The organism is Colwellia chukchiensis (assembly GCF_002104455.1).
GTDB classification, from domain to species: domain Bacteria; phylum Pseudomonadota; class Gammaproteobacteria; order Enterobacterales; family Alteromonadaceae; genus Cognaticolwellia; species Cognaticolwellia chukchiensis.
This window is the reverse complement of the sequence record NZ_NBOC01000003.1, coordinates 70613-85444: the sequence shown is the minus strand read 5'-3', so window position 1 is coordinate 85444 and position 14832 is coordinate 70613. Positions and strand designations below refer to the sequence as shown.

Sequence of the window (14832 nt, the reverse complement as noted above, 5' to 3'; positions counted from 1 at the left end):
CTGCTAGAAGCCTTTGGTGATTTTGGCGCTTATGCGACTTTCTTGGTAATTGAACAATACATTACTTGAATGCCTGTTTAGATAACTTACGCTAATATCAAACGACAAGGCGCTATTTAAGGATTTATCATAGCCAAGCTGATAGCGACGGTAACGGTCAAGACGCTCAAACTCAGTATCTATTTGGAAGTTTGACTCAGTATAAGAGACGTTGAAACTTACATTAGAGCGACCACTGATTTTGCGGCTAATGTTTAAGCTCGCTTTTTGAGTTTGGCTTTCAATACGGGTTTCTAGGTTATCGCGAGTTTGTTTATCGGCAGCAAAACTTATTGTGGTGCGTGGCAAGGCTAACACTGAGCGCCAGGCTAACACTTTGTTTAACGAAAAAACATTGTCTTCTACTAAGGTAAAGTCTTGAATAGCCACCAACTGTAAGCCAGGATTATCCGGTTGATTAGGGTTGTCTGGAAACAATGTTGAATCGTCAGCGATTAAACATTCATCAAGCGAATCTACGTTACCCGTTGGACAAAAATACAAGCCTAGTAAGTTAGCGACAAAATTGTTTCGCGTTAAGGTTTGCACTTCTTCTTTATAACTTATGCTATTGGTTAAACGTCTATTTTTATGGCTTAAATCTAATCCATAGCTGTCACCGTAGAAACGCTCGGAAAAGTTGGCGGTTAGTTTAGTGCGTATTGTTGGCTGCCAGTTGATAGCCGCATTGACGTATTCTTGTTGTTCTTCGCCATCAAGGTTTAATTTACTGCCGATGGGCTTATTATACGAGGCATCAATAAACAAGCGCGGTGTAACTAACCAGCGCAACCCTATACCATACGAATTTGACTCAAAACTACGGTTTGGTTGCCGTACATCGCCGCTATTATCTTCATTGTAATAGCGCAGAAAAGGGTTTAGGTTAAAGCCGGTGATAAAACCAAGTTTAACTTCACTTTCACTGAGCTTGCCATTTTGCTCGTTATTCTTTAACTCTTGGTAATTATGTTCAAACTGCCAAAAGACATGACGAGCACTCGTGCCATTACTACTGCTAATTTGCGCGACAATACCGTGACGTTCGCCTAAATTGTCTTCAGATGTTCTTTTGCGAAACCCTACACCTGAGTTAATAATATAAGCACTGTTGTTGATATTGTATTCTAAACCGGCGTTATAGTTGATAACTTCTACGGTATCCGCGGTAATAATGTCAGCTAGCGCATTATTGCCGCTGTTTCTGGGTTGGTTACTAACGCTAGCACCACCCACTAATATAATGCCGTTTGGCCAAAGCTGTAATCGTAAATCACTGGCTAAGGTATGAAAGTCTTTATCAAGATCATGGTTATGGCTATATAAAGCATAAGTACTTTCAGATGAGAAGTTAAACACCGCATGTTGCGCTTCGTACGAAGATTTTAACTTTAAGCTCGTTTGACTTACCACGGTCGATTTTTCATTATTTTGCGTTAACCGGGCATTGTCAGAATAAGTTTCATTAATCACAATGCTAGGCTCAAACTGCCAACTACCTGCAAAAACGGTAGACGAGCAGAATAATGTGCAAATAATTGCACTTAACCTAGTCTTTTGTGCCATACCCATAGCCATAGTAACCATACAAGTCCTTATGAGATCTTATTGCTTTATTAAGCACCAGCCCCAACGCTAAATCTTCATTAAGATGTTCAGTTGCCGCTTTAATATCAGCAATTGAGCTTTTTGACTCTTCAACAACAATGAGTGCTTGTCCCATTAAATTCGCTAATACCAGTGTCTCAGTCACACCTATTAGCGGCGGGCAATCAAAAATAACGATACGGTCGGGGTAGCGATTTGCTAGTTCATTAGCAAAATTTGCCATTTTTTCACTGGCGAGTAACTCGTTTGAAAGGTGATGCGGTTTGCCCGCCGGTATTAACTTTAATTTATCAATATCCGTATTATAAATAATATTGCTAACTTGCTCGGATTGCCCAGATAAATAATCGATAATACCTGGATTTTCATTAATACCTAACTCGCGCGAAACACTCGGTCTTAGCACATCGGCATCGATTAAAAGCACGGTTTTATCTTGCTCCAGAGCAATACTTAGCGCTAAGTTTATCGCAACAAACGTTTTACCTTCATTTGGCTTGGCACTACTGACCATAATCAAGTTGCTATGATGTAGCGTTTTCGACACGTTACCAAAGGCATTGTTCAGCAACTTACGTTTTATTTGCCGAAACTCGTCTTTAATGCTTTTTCGCGTGCCGTTATCAATGAGGTAGCCGCGCTCTTCAAGGCTTGCTTTATCAATAATTAAGGTTGCTTTGTCATCTGTTACAGCCTTTGTATTAGGCGTTGTTGATGTTTCAGGCTCAGCATTAGTTTGCGTCTGCTGCGACTTGCTCGTACTAGACTGCTGTTGTTTAGCTAGCGCTTTTTCTATAATGCTCATAAGTTAGAGAACTCCTCTGATCGGCGCTAGTACGGCATTTGGTGCAATTGCATAAGCAATAAAACCAGCTAGCATGATCAGTAACACGCAGTTAGAAATAATAAATATCAATGTTTTTCTTTTGTGCCAACGCTGTAAACCTAGGTTTTCAGTCGCAGAAACCACGCCAAATACCGGAATGCCGGTAAGCTTTGCTACTTGGCTGCTAGAAGTCACCACAGGGTTAATTTGACTAAATAATAACGACAGACCAACACCAACACCAAAACCTAAAACAGTAACAATAATTAGAAATAATATGCGTTTAGGTCCGGCAGGTTCAGTTGGTGCTCGAGGCGGGTCTATTACTCTAAATCGAATCGGGTTAGTGTTTTCATCCGCTTGCTGCGCCAGTTGTGCGGTTTCTTTTCGGTTCAGTAATTCTTCATACTTGCTTTTGGTGATTTGATAGCCGCGATTAAGTGAAGTTAACTCAGCCTCTATCTCCGGCAGAATATGAATTTTACTTTCCAGATCTTTCACCTGCTGACGATAATCATTAGCACGAACTCGCGTCGATGCTACTTGATTTTCTAATTGGTTTACTTGTATTTGTAATTGCTGAATAACCGGGTTTTGACTGGTTGATAATTTACTACTATCACCACTGCCGGTAGCACTGAGGTACTCTTCTATTTCTTTACTACGTTGGTTAGTTAGGTGTTCAAGCCGGCGCTTAACTTCTTTAACATCCGGGTGCATCTCAGTATAACGCAACTGTAATGAGTCTAATGTCGCTTCTAATTCAGCAATGCGTCCATCATAGGTGGTTTGAATGCTATTAGAGTTTTTGATGTTGTTTTGCGGGCTTTCATTATTAACCGGCGAGGCAGTTAATTGTGCTTTAGCCGATTTTAACTGTGTCTCTTGTTCAAGTAATGTTAACTCAGTTATTTTAAGTTGCTCTTTGACTACATTGAGCTTTTGGTAGTAGCCACCGTATTGATCGGGCAAAACACCGCTATATTTTTGTTTGAAATCGGTTAAACGAGACTCAGCCGCTAAAAGCCGATTTTCATAATCTTTAATTTGGCTATCTAAAAACTTTTGTGCAGAAGTTGAGTCGCTACGATTTTCTCCTAAGGTATTTTCAATAAAGACAGTTAGTGCTGAATTTACGACATTTTTTGCCATCTCAGGATCACTATCTTGGTAAGTAATGGTAAAAATGTTCTCTTTACGACCACCGGTTTTGCGAATATTGATATTGGACTTTAATCGGTCAATCAACGCTTCATAGGCTGCTGGCGTATTGGCTTGCACGTCTAAATCTGTCATGCGGGTAATACGCTCTAAGTTAGGACGACTTAACAGCGTTTTAATCATGAGCCTAATTTGCACATCTGGATCTGTTTTGACCGTCAGGCCTTTTAATAACGGTCCCAAAATGGATTGTGTATCGGCGTAAACGCGCGCCTCAGACTCATAAACATTATCGAGTTGTGCCACATAAAGCCATGCCAGTGGGCAGATTAACCAAGTCGACACGATTATAAAGCGACGCTTTAGCCAAATACCTTTTAGGTAATCTATAACTTGTTCTATTATTTCTTGCATTCCTGACCTCTAAAACAGGTAAATAAGTCTATCGCTTTTAAAACCATGTTTCAGGTATCACAATAATATCACCTGGTAAGACATCAACATTGGCCGATATTTCACCATTTTTAAGCAAATCTTCAATGAAAATATCGTATTGTTTTTGTTGGCCATTTTCTATTCTCACGAGTACGGCACCATTACCATTAGCAAATTCAGTTAAACCGCCAACTCGGATCATGACATCTAATAACGTCATGTGCTGGGTATAATTAATAGCTTGGGGTTGTGCAGCCTCACCAATTATTCGAATTTGTTCGCTAAACGGGCCCACAAAGTTATTAACCGTTACTGTCACCACAGGTTCACGCAAATAAGTGGCGAGAATTTCTTCTATTGAACGGGCAAGCTCGGTTGGCGTTTTGCCAGAAACTGGAATATCTTCCACCAAGGACGTTGTGATCATGCCGTCTGGGCGGACAATAAATGTACCCGACACTTCAGGGTTACGCCAAACAAAAATATTGAGCACATCACCCGCACCAATAAGGTACTTATATGAGTCAACGTCTACGGTATTTGACTGATGAAGCTTAGCAGGAGGCAGTGTGGGTGAACTACAACCAGCCACTAAGTAAGCCAGAGTGATAAATAAAATCGCTTTTATTCTTTGGGTGATGCGTTTTTCCATGGTATTAACCTTCTTATTTAAAACTGTTTTTTATATAAGCTAATCGATTGTATTTGATTTTTATCTATGATGCACATTTTTTAATATCGTAAACAAATTGTAAATCTAGTATTTTAATTATGCTATGTTTACATTTGCCTATGAATCCTTTCTAATATAGAGGTAAAAAAGTAAAAGCGCTGTGCGCTGATTTATTTTTCTTAATGAAAAGGAATCTTCTCTCCCTATGTCTAGCCCTAATTTTCGCGATTTGTCAGCGGGTAGCAAGTCTTTAGTGCTAATCGAGTTTGTGTGTTTTGCCAGTGCGTTATTGCTCAGCATATACCTTAACGATTACTTGCACTTTGTGGCTTTTGACATACAAAGTATAGCAACCAATGTACTATTTATTCATGCCATTGTTTTTGCCTTAGTTGTGCAGTTAGCTTCATTAGCTATGGGCTTATATAACTCAAAGCTGCGTGAAAACTTGCGAGGTGTGTTCCGTCGGTTGTTAGTATCAGTAGCGGTTAGCTTCTTTATTGTCTCTTTGATTAATCCATTGTATGGCACAGGATCTATCGCTATTGAGCTGCTCGCCATGGCATCACTCATCAGTGTGTTATTAGCCAGCGTGGTGCGCTATTTTACCCTGCAAATTGATTTCTTTGGTTTTAATAAACGCAATGTACTGGTGCTTGGCGCCGGTGAACGTGCCTCAATAATTGAGAAGCGCATGCGCCGAGATGTTGACCGCCAAGGCTTTTTTATGCATGGTTTTGTGGTCATGAACGGTGATGCTGAAAATGGCATAGTTAACGAGAATATCATTAAGCTAGATAGTTCATTAGTCAATTATGCCTTAGAGCAACAAATTGATGAAATTGTTGTTGCCAATGACGAAAGGCGTGAAAATTTACCCGTTGATGAATTATTTGCCTGTAAAATACGCGGCATTGAAGTCACTGAAATTTTAGACTTTATTGAGCGAGAAACCGGGCAAGTTGCGGTTAATTTAATTTACCCCAGTTGGGTTATTTATTCTAACGGCTTTGCGTCTGCTAATCACTTGCGCAACACGCTTGATTGGGTGTTTAACGCCACTATGGGTTTTTTCTTATTTCTGCTTACTTGGCCCGTCATGCTTGTTACAGCGTTACTTATTAAATTAGAAGATGGCATAAAAGCCCCAGTGTTTTATTGTCAAGAACGGGTAGGATTAGACGGCGAAGCGTTTAGCATCATGAAGTTTAGAAGCATGCGATTAGATGCGGAAAAAAACGGCGCACAAATGGCCAGCGAAAATGACAACCGCATAACGCGCATAGGTAAAGCGTTACGCAAATATCGCATTGACGAATTGCCGCAAATTTATAACGTTATGCGTGGCGATATGGGCTTTGTAGGGCCGCGTCCTGAGCGTCCTGAATTTGTTCAGCAACTGATAAAAAACATCCCCTATTATAATGAGCGTCATAACGTTAAGCCTGGCTTAACGGGTTGGGCACAACTTAAATACCCGTATGGCGCTACCGAAGCTGACTCATTAGAAAAGCTTAAATACGACTTGTATTACATCAAACATCGTAGCTTTATGCTCGATTTGCTGATTTTAATTCGTACTGTTGAAATCGTTCTATTTGGTAAAGGCCGCTAATATTGGCGTGAGTTAGTGCTTTCTATGTAAGCCTTTAAGCCTCTGGCGCTGACAAGCAGTAACGCCCTGCATCCCTTAAGCCTAGCACTATTGGCTTGCGTTAAACTCTTAACGAGAAGGTTAACGGCTAATTATGGCAGCTATAGGGTAGGTGCATTTAAGCACAGCTCCATAAACCTCACTGGCTCAAAGGGCTCAGATATAGAAAACCGCCCCAATTGGAACTTATTAGTATTTAGCTCTTGGTTGATAAAATAACGAAAGGTAAAGGCGAGTTGATACCCTTGGCGGGCGATTTCATCAAACATGTCTTTATTATAGGTAGATGCATTACCCACAGGGTAAGAAATTGACTGCACTTTTTGGCTTAATTGCGCTTCTAAAAGCTGTTTGGCATGCGAAAGTTCATGCGAAAGATCTTCAGCGTTTAAACTGGAAAAAATACGATGAGAGTGCGAATGTGCGCCTATGGTCATACCCGCCGACTCCATTTCACGCAGCTGAGACCAAGTCATAAACTCGCTGCGGTAATCGTTTAATTCGAGCCCCGTTAATTGGCGCAACTCTTTAAGCTGTGCATCGATATGGGCAGGTTCAGCTTTAATTTTACTTAATACCTGTTGAATATTTCGATTACTAGTCGCCTTGGATAAATTAATGGGCTCAGACCAAAAGCTCAGTTGCAGCTCTGCTAAATCACAATGCTTGATATGCCATGCGATTTCATCCCACCAAGGAATAACTTGTGATTCAATTAATGCCGTGGCAACAAAAAATGTCGCAGGGATATTCCTAGCCGTTAATATCGGAAACGCTAACTCATAATTATCTAAATAGCCATCATCGAAGGTAATATAGGCGAGCTTTTTATCCACAACCCGGTTGCTAACGATAAGTTCAATAAAGCGAGTTTGATCGATAATTTCAAAGTTATTTTGAATAAACGCTAAGTGCTTTTTAAAGTCATCCGCAGTACAAGAAAATACATGAGGATCATATTTGCATTGAGTCGCGTCGCCAATACGGTGAAAATTAAAACAATAAACACCGTTCTGACGATGGTTCCATAAGGTTGTGGTCATGCCTAAATGACGCATGATGCGGGTTTTAATTTTATTAACTAACATCAGCTACTTCGCAATAAAAGTGGGTTTAGGCAAAATATAATCACGGTATTGATGAGGACTACCGGTTTTATTCGCTTCCGCTGCTTTAATCATATTATACATTTCCCTGCTATTGACGTAGTGTAATTGATACTGCTCGCCGTCGTTATACGTGGACTCTAAATAAGAAAACATATCATCCACCGGCTTACCCAGTAACACATCCATATCTCGCTCTTGGGTACCATGGGTGTGGACTTTGATAAATATCCAATCAGGTTGCCCTTTGACATGCACGTTAGCTTTTACCCATAAATCGACCCGATCAGGTGTTGGCTCCATGCCTTTACGAATGTCTGAGTTCTCAATTTGTGGAAAAATTCCTTTTTTCAGTTTTTTCCAATTTAGCATCAACGGACCGTTCACTATCATCAAGTCCCCCCATGCTTTGCCGCCAACACGTACGTCTACGCCAGTATCATGTGATTTTGGTTGTTCGGGGTCATCCTTGGCATAATAAATACTGTTGATGGTTTTTGGCTGAGTGCTGTGTGGTGCAGAGGGGTAGGTAAAGTCAGCGTAGCAACCGGTTTCTCTCAAAACAATTAATTCATCATTAACACCACATAATTTACCATCGGGGCCTGAATTATCTAAGGTCCAGTTACCATGAATAAAGCCATACATTAACTGCCCAGTTTCTGGGTGGTGAGATAAAGCGCCATGATCATTATGTAACACATGGCAAAACTGTGTGATTGACGCTCTCAAGTTGTCAGAAGTATCGTCGTCATGATGTAAATGCACTTCAATTTCGCCAAAGCCATCACGACATAATGCGGCAATTTTGTCTAAGTGTTCGAAACGATACTCTTCTTCGGGGTAAAAGAAGGTGTGTTGTGGGTGTATACCATTGGCATCAACATGCTTACTGGCCATGGCAGGGTAATCTGCACACCAGCGGTCTACTCGGCTTCGCTCGACATCAATACTGTTTGGCTTGCCCCATTGCGGTTCATAATGATCGACAAAGGAAAAAATAACATGCTTGGTTTTGCCGGCATCAGCTTTAGGTTGATTGAAACCTTGCTTGATGTATTGTGGCAACCAATGCTGCATGTTTTTCTTTTTTAATACCCAAATAAAAAGGTATAAAGCGATGAGAAATAAAATTAAAATGATCACTAGCGCGTCGTCCTTTGCCAAGTTCCTTGCACGTTGGAACTGAAATATTTAATAAATCCCCGCATTAATGCTAGGTTCATAGCGACAAAAAATGCTAACAGCGCAATAAATGTAGCCGATTTTTTACCGGCTGATTGTCGTTTGATACCATAAAAAGCAAGAGCGTAAAAAAATAGTTGGGCCATTAATGTTAGTTGATAAAAACCCGTATCGAGTAAAAAACAGTTTGCAACAAAGGCGAGTAGCATAAAATGCGGTACAAACCAACGACAAACCTTATGACTAATATAGGCAATAAAACGCCAACCGAGTAGCGGATTTAATGCCCAAGGCATATTAAAAAAAGCTTGATAATTTCCTAAACCAATACGCACGCGTCGGCCTTCTTCTTCGGCAAGGTTAGGGGCAATCTCCTCAATGGCGATCGCTTCTGGGTCATAGCGTAATGTTAAGCCTTGCTTAGCAACATTCATCGCAATTTGAAAATCATCTACTATGGTATTTGCAGGCAAGGGCATAAAAAGCGCTTTACGAATAGCATAAATGGCGCCGTTAGCACCTTGCAGTGCATTAAGTCGTGACTCATGAAACTTTAATACCTGTTCGTAGCGCCAATAAACATTGTCTTTATTGTCGCCTGAATCGCTATCGACTAAATGCAATTCGCCGCAAACTGCACCTATCTTGTGATTATCAAAGTGTCGCGTTAACTTTGAAATGGTATCGGTTTGAAAGTGTGTGTTAGCGTCAGAAAAAATAAGGATGTCGTCTTGCGCTAAATTTACTAAGTCATTTAAGACACTCATTTTGCCGCGGTTTTCATTAAAAATATGAACCTGCAGATTTTCAACGGCAAACGCTGTTAGTATTTCTGCGGTAGCATCTGAGCTGCCATCAGAGCCAATTAAAAAGGTCAGCTTATCTTGAGGGTAGTCCAATGCAAGCAGGTTTTCTACACGGGCTTTAATACAAGTTTCTTCGTTATAAGCAGCAATAATAATTGATACCGGCGGCAATGATTGATTATCCAAGGTACGCCTTTGGTGTCTTCGCCATAAGTATTTAGTATCGCTACTTGCTTGTTTAATACCACTAAAAATGAACAAAATAAGTGGGTAGATAAAGTAACTGTAAACAATTACGGCGATGCTGGCCCAAAATAAAGCTGTCATTAATTACTCGTCTCATCCGTCTTTTTTTTGTAGGCTTTTGCCGGTATGCCGAGCATAGTTTCGCCTTGATTAGCGTCTTTTGTAAGCACCGCATTAGCACCAATTTTTACGTTATCGGCCACTGTTAAGGCGCCAATGATTTTAGCGCCAGCACCAACAAAAATATTGTTGGCTAAGCGAGGCGACTGACCCTTTTCGTCACCAATGACCACGCCGCTTTCTAAAGTAATATTATTGCCGCCTTTGACCTTAGAGTTAATAACAATACCGACGGGGTGCATAATAACAAAGCCAGCAGCAAAATCAGCGCCGCTACCAATGACACAGCCATTGAAAAATTTATTGAGCCATTGAAAGCCATATGCGAGCAGACCTAAATTTTTATTTGCACACCAGCGCATACAGCGATAAAGCACATTAGCACTAGTGCCATCTGCCATGCAAATTCTCAGCATGCTGACATGCGCGCCGTCTTCGGCAAAAATTTCTTGCTTGCGCTTTAAATCCGCTTTTAATGTTTGCATCGCTAATTTACCTCGGGCTTTAGCAATGACAGCAATTGTTCGGCGTTATGTCGCCATTGCCTTTCTTCTTCAATATAACGTCGTGCTAAGTTGCCAACTTGGCTATGTTGCAACGGATCTCGTGCAATATCGAGTACTTTTTCAATGCAGGCTTGACGATCGCCAGCGGGAAATAACCAACTGGTTTTATGGTCTGTTACCACTTCTGCAATCGGCGAAAAATCGGGTGCCACCATACCTTTACCCATCGCCATAAACTCAAATAATTTCATCGGTGAGCCATAGTCGTTGGAGTCGGGTAAAATACCAAAGTCCATCGCTGACAAGTAACTGGCTACTTTTTGATGCTCAACTTTACCGGTTAATATCACTTGCGAGCCAACCCCAGCTTGCGCTATGTGGGCTTTGATGGGCTCATAGGCAACACCGTCACCCACTAATAGTAATACTAAGTTAGGGTGCTTCGACAAGTGCGGACAAATCATTTCGACAAACCAGTCGATGCCGTGCCAATGCACGAAGGCCCCCACATAGCCTAAAACTAGTTTATCGTTGATACCTAGCGCTTTACGCAAGGCTGTTCCTGCCGGTTTATCTATAATAAATTTATCTAAATCGGCGGCATTTGGTGAAACTACGCTTGGCGCAATATCGCCATAGGCCTGGCGTGCGACCGCTTGAAAGCGACTTGAGATAAACACTAAGCCGGTGGCATTTTTAAACACCCAACGTTCTATTTTCGCGGCTAGTTTTTTAAACGTTAATGCTCTCACTCGATGAACCTGACACGAGTCGTTAATTTCTAAAATAATGTCAACATTGTTACGCTTGGCCCACCAAACACCGGCGAACATAAATAATGAGTAACGCTCATAAATAAGTTTGATGTTTTTCTCTTGTACTGCTTTTTTTAAGCGAAATACCGCTAATAGATTATAAGCAAGCTCGAACATTTCAAAGACAAACTCTGGCACATGTTTCGTAATTTCGGACAGTAACGAAAAACCACTTTTTTTCTCGGTTTTGTTGTTATTGTTAGCCTGCGTTGGTTGCTCTTCTGCTTCTGGCTCGGCGCCTGGCAAAGATAAAATGCTAACAGTATGCCCCAGTTGCGTTAAACCCTTAACTACGCCACGAATATGAACACCTTCCGCGCCGCGGCCTCGGGTTCTATGATGAAATAATATGTTCATTTGAGGTTGTTCTCCAAAGCATCAAAGCGATATCCCTGTTTAAGCCATAGAGGCAGCAAAAGCTCAAGTGCCTCAACGCAGCGTATATCGTCGTCATGAAACAAAATAATATCCCCCGCTTGCACGGGCTGTTGATTAAAGCGGGCGGCAATATTCTCGGCAGGCTCTTTTAAAAAATCCATCGAGTCGCGACTCCAGTGTACCGCGGTTATTTTTTTTCGGCCTAGCGCCAATAGCAACCGTAAATCCCAGCGGCCCTGTGGTGCGCGAAATAAGCGACAAGCTTGGCCCGTAGTTTGTTGGATAATATCATTGGCTTGCACAACTTGCTTTAATTTATCCGCGTGAGATATTTTGTTAAAAGCAGGGTGACTGTAAGAATGGTTAGCTATGGTATGGCCGCAGCTATGTATTGCTGACATCAGCTCTGGGTGCTTAGCGGCGCGACTGCCGAGAACAAAAAAAGTTGCTTTAATTTGATGTTTATCTAAAAGTGCAAGTAATGGCTCAATAACGCCAGCTACAGGGCCATCATCAAAGGTGAGATACAAGATTTTTTCTTGCTTTGCTTTGCGCAATAAAAATAATCGATCAGGCAAAATTACCGATCTATAAAATTGCTTTAATTGACGCAGCATGAGTTGAACATTCCGTTATTCAGAAAAAAAGCTATTGTAACAGTAACCATTAAGATTTATACCCTAGGCTGTTAACGTTGTTTAATAAATGCAACAGTTGTTGCTTATTGTTTTGCCATGTAAATTGCTGGCTATGTTGTTGTATTTTCTCACTATGCCACTGTGTAGTAAGCATATACTCTAAGCCTTGCGTTACCGCATCTACACTTTTCGCGGCTATAACTTTACCGCAAATAGCCTCATCCACGACTTCGGGTATGCCACCCACATTACTGACCAATACCGGCGTACCACAGGCCATTGCTTCTAACACCACATTAGGCACACCTTCGTTGTAGCTAGGTAGTGCCAGAATGCGGGCTTGGCTAATCAGGGCAGGTAAACGTTCATGGTCAACACTGCCATGTAAAATAACCCTATCACTTATGGCCATTGTTTTCGCCAAGGTGGTAATTGCGGTACTCATACTGCCTGCGCCGGCATAGTGTAATTGCAATAATGGGTATTGTTTGGCAATGGCAGCAAAACCCTCAAGTAGCTCGATAACACCTTTTTCTTTTTTTAAATTACCCACGTATAAAACATAATCAGGTGTGTTTTTGTCAAAAGTTATTTTATTCACTTTAAATTTTTCGTGATCGACGCCGTTATAAATCACCTGAATTTTTTCTTTAGCAATGCCCATGGCGATCATTTCGTCAGCCAGAGCTTGTGACACCGACAAGATACCCTTGGCTTTTTTGCTGGCGTTAACAATTTGTTTAGCGCGAGCGGGTACTTTGCCATGTAAATTAATGTCACTACCATGCACTTTAAAATAGAAATCACAGCGCAATAACCGACTTAACCAGCTTGTGGCAACGGCTTCAGGAAACGCCCAGCTGGCGAGTAACTTATTTGGCTTTTTACGCCACAGCCAAAACCCGGAGTGAAAAATAATCGAGAACAACATGCTCAGGCTATAGAATCGCCGACCTATTTTCGGGATATAAAAATAAGGTAAATAACGTAAGTGTTGGCTTTGTTTTATTTGCTTTCGGTATTTAAACCACTCGGCAAATGCCACCGGCACCAAAACACTGGTGTCAAAGCTGTCATCAAGCTGGGCAAATTGCTGGCGGTTAAAGGTTGCACGGTTTGGCTGCCAAGGCAGCGGATAAAGATTTGTTATTATCACCAAACTTGATTTTTGTTCGCTAGATTTCACAAATTGTTACCCTGTGTTTACCACTGGCGGTTAGCGGAATATCATCAACCAGCTGAAAAATTAATGTTAATTCATTGTCCGCATATTTATTAATCTCTTTTGCAATATCCGCTTTGTTCTGTTCAACAAAGTGCGCATTAGTCAGTAACAATATTTGTAACGACGAGATATCAGTTTGTTTAACTTGAAATTTATCTATGCCGATAAATTCTTTAAATAAGTGTGGAAACAACTCGCCAGGGATAGCTTTACCCGATGCCGTTTTAATGATATCGAGCTTGCGACCATCAATGCTGCCCATAATAGGTAACGGATTGCTGCATCCGCAAGGCTCATTAATTAATGTTGCTTTATCACCATTGACATAGCGAATAAGTGGCATGCCATAGTTATATAAATCCGTGACTACTAAATCACCCGACTCGGCTGTGATGGCTTGGCCTTCTTCATTAACAGTCTCTACTACGAGGTGGTCACTATTAATATGCAATTGTTTATGGTTTTGGCACTCAGCGGCCATCAACATAAATTCACGACAACCAAAGGTATTATATACCGGGCAATTAAACGCTTGTTCTATGATCTTACGCTGAAAGTCATGCAAAGGCTCTGCGCCGGTTAGGATAGAGTTAGGCGCAAATACAGTTAGTTTGTTCGCAATAATATAGCGAGCTAACTCATATAACGGATTCACATACGAGACCAAAGCTTTTGGACGGTAACGGTTAATTTCGTCTATATATTCCTGCATGTTATTTGAATTCATGGCAAATGAATTCATCATTTTTCGATGATAAAAAGCATGATACAAGTTGTTTTTTAGCGCTTTTAGCTTTGTTGGCTGACCAATATCAGCCCCCCACAAATACAGTGTTTTTTCACCTAAGCCGGCGCCTAACCAACCATAGCCACGCCACATTACAGCTTCTCTGCGCGTGTTACTGTCAACATTTAGCTCAAAGCGAAAAGGTTGCCCCGTTGAACCCCCCGTCGCTTTTTTAATGTTATTAGAATAATTTTTAGCAACGAGCGATTGATAATGATGGGCAATATCGTCTTTGGTCACTAAAGGTAGCTTTGCAAAGTCTTGCATGGATTGAATGTCATCAACTGAATGCACACCCACTTGCGCCCAAATTTCAGGGTAAAATGTTGTGTTATCAAAAGCATGTTGTAGCAGCTTTTTAAGTTCGCGCCATTGATGCGCGCGTAATTGCTCGGGAGTCCAAGTTAAATGTGCTTGATATTGATTAATGTTTTGCAATAGGTTTTTGCCTTTAATGGTTTCATATAAGGGCATCAGTACCTGTCGCAATAATTGAGCGTACATTAAGTTTAATAACTCCATTTATTGATTAAGTTAGGGCGAGCAGTCCTCAAGAATTTAACAAATTTAACTTGTTAAGGTAAGAAATTTGTCAATAAGATATTAAATTGTTTCTATTATGTT

At 41.0% G+C, this 14832-nt stretch carries 13 protein-coding genes; 1 reads left to right on the top strand and 12 read right to left on the bottom strand.

Translation table 11 applies throughout. From position 1 onward, the window contains the following. Window positions 1-3: 3 nt before the first annotated feature. Genes B6K83_RS05595 through B6K83_RS05580 form a run of 4 tightly spaced genes read right to left on the bottom strand, consistent with a single transcriptional unit; the run spans window position 4 to window position 4721 of the window. Window positions 4-1626, bottom strand: a complete 1623-nt coding sequence (locus tag B6K83_RS05595) for a TIGR03016 family PEP-CTERM system-associated outer membrane protein (protein ID WP_085283987.1) — start codon at window positions 1624-1626, stop codon at window positions 4-6. Next, entirely contained in the window at window positions 1589-2452 is an 864-nt protein-coding gene (locus B6K83_RS05590; RefSeq protein WP_085283986.1) for an XrtA-associated tyrosine autokinase, read from the bottom strand. The genes B6K83_RS05595 and B6K83_RS05590 overlap by 38 nt, the downstream gene beginning before the upstream one ends. A 3-nt stretch (window positions 2453-2455) precedes the next feature. Further along, window positions 2456-4048, bottom strand: a complete 1593-nt coding sequence (locus B6K83_RS05585) for an XrtA system polysaccharide chain length determinant (RefSeq protein WP_085283985.1) — start codon at window positions 4046-4048, stop codon at window positions 2456-2458. A gap of 37 nt (window positions 4049-4085) precedes the next feature. Beyond that, window positions 4086-4721, bottom strand: a complete 636-nt coding sequence (locus B6K83_RS05580; protein ID WP_085283984.1) for an XrtA/PEP-CTERM system exopolysaccharide export protein — start codon at window positions 4719-4721, stop codon at window positions 4086-4088. Between the two features lie 226 nt (window positions 4722-4947). Between B6K83_RS05580 and B6K83_RS05575 the strand changes: the two genes are divergently transcribed. Beyond that, window positions 4948-6357, top strand: coding sequence for a TIGR03013 family XrtA/PEP-CTERM system glycosyltransferase (locus B6K83_RS05575; protein ID WP_085283983.1), 1410 nt, complete (start codon window positions 4948-4950; stop codon window positions 6355-6357). 140 nt (window positions 6358-6497) lie between these two features. Here the strand turns inward: B6K83_RS05575 and B6K83_RS05570 are convergent, their stop codons facing one another. From B6K83_RS05570 to B6K83_RS05535, 8 genes are read right to left on the bottom strand one after another with little or no spacing between them, the layout of a single operon-like run. Further along, window positions 6498-7484 carry a polysaccharide deacetylase family protein gene (locus B6K83_RS05570; RefSeq protein ID WP_085283982.1) on the bottom strand — a complete coding sequence of 329 codons (987 nt, stop codon included), beginning with the start codon at window positions 7482-7484 and terminating at the stop codon, window positions 6498-6500. 3 nt (window positions 7485-7487) lie between these two features. After that, window positions 7488-8648 (bottom strand): hypothetical protein, encoded by a 1161-nt coding sequence (locus B6K83_RS05565; protein ID WP_233143804.1) that lies wholly within the window; start codon window positions 8646-8648, stop codon window positions 7488-7490. Further along, window positions 8648-9820: a glycosyltransferase family 2 protein gene (locus B6K83_RS05560; RefSeq protein WP_085283980.1), complete on the bottom strand. Its 1173-nt coding sequence runs from the start codon at window positions 9818-9820 to the stop codon at window positions 8648-8650. The genes B6K83_RS05565 and B6K83_RS05560 overlap by 1 nt, the downstream gene beginning before the upstream one ends. Beyond that, window positions 9820-10344, bottom strand: a complete 525-nt coding sequence (locus B6K83_RS05555; protein WP_085283979.1) for a serine O-acetyltransferase — start codon at window positions 10342-10344, stop codon at window positions 9820-9822. The genes B6K83_RS05560 and B6K83_RS05555 overlap by 1 nt, the downstream gene beginning before the upstream one ends. Window positions 10345-10346: 2 nt before the next feature. Further along, window positions 10347-11537 carry a glycosyltransferase family 4 protein gene (locus tag B6K83_RS05550; protein ID WP_085283978.1) on the bottom strand — a complete coding sequence of 397 codons (1191 nt, stop codon included), beginning with the start codon at window positions 11535-11537 and terminating at the stop codon, window positions 10347-10349. Next, window positions 11534-12175, bottom strand: coding sequence for a polysaccharide deacetylase family protein (locus B6K83_RS05545; protein WP_085283977.1), 642 nt, complete (start codon window positions 12173-12175; stop codon window positions 11534-11536). The genes B6K83_RS05550 and B6K83_RS05545 overlap by 4 nt, the downstream gene beginning before the upstream one ends. Before the next feature lie 49 nt (window positions 12176-12224). Then, window positions 12225-13382: a glycosyltransferase gene (locus B6K83_RS05540; RefSeq protein WP_085283976.1), complete on the bottom strand. Its 1158-nt coding sequence runs from the start codon at window positions 13380-13382 to the stop codon at window positions 12225-12227. Then, a complete protein-coding gene (locus B6K83_RS05535) occupies window positions 13372-14712 on the bottom strand; it encodes a phenylacetate--CoA ligase family protein (RefSeq protein WP_085284140.1) in 1341 nt (446 codons plus the stop codon). Before B6K83_RS05535 ends, B6K83_RS05540 begins: the two co-directional genes overlap by 11 nt. Between the last annotated feature and the right edge of the window lie 120 nt (window positions 14713-14832).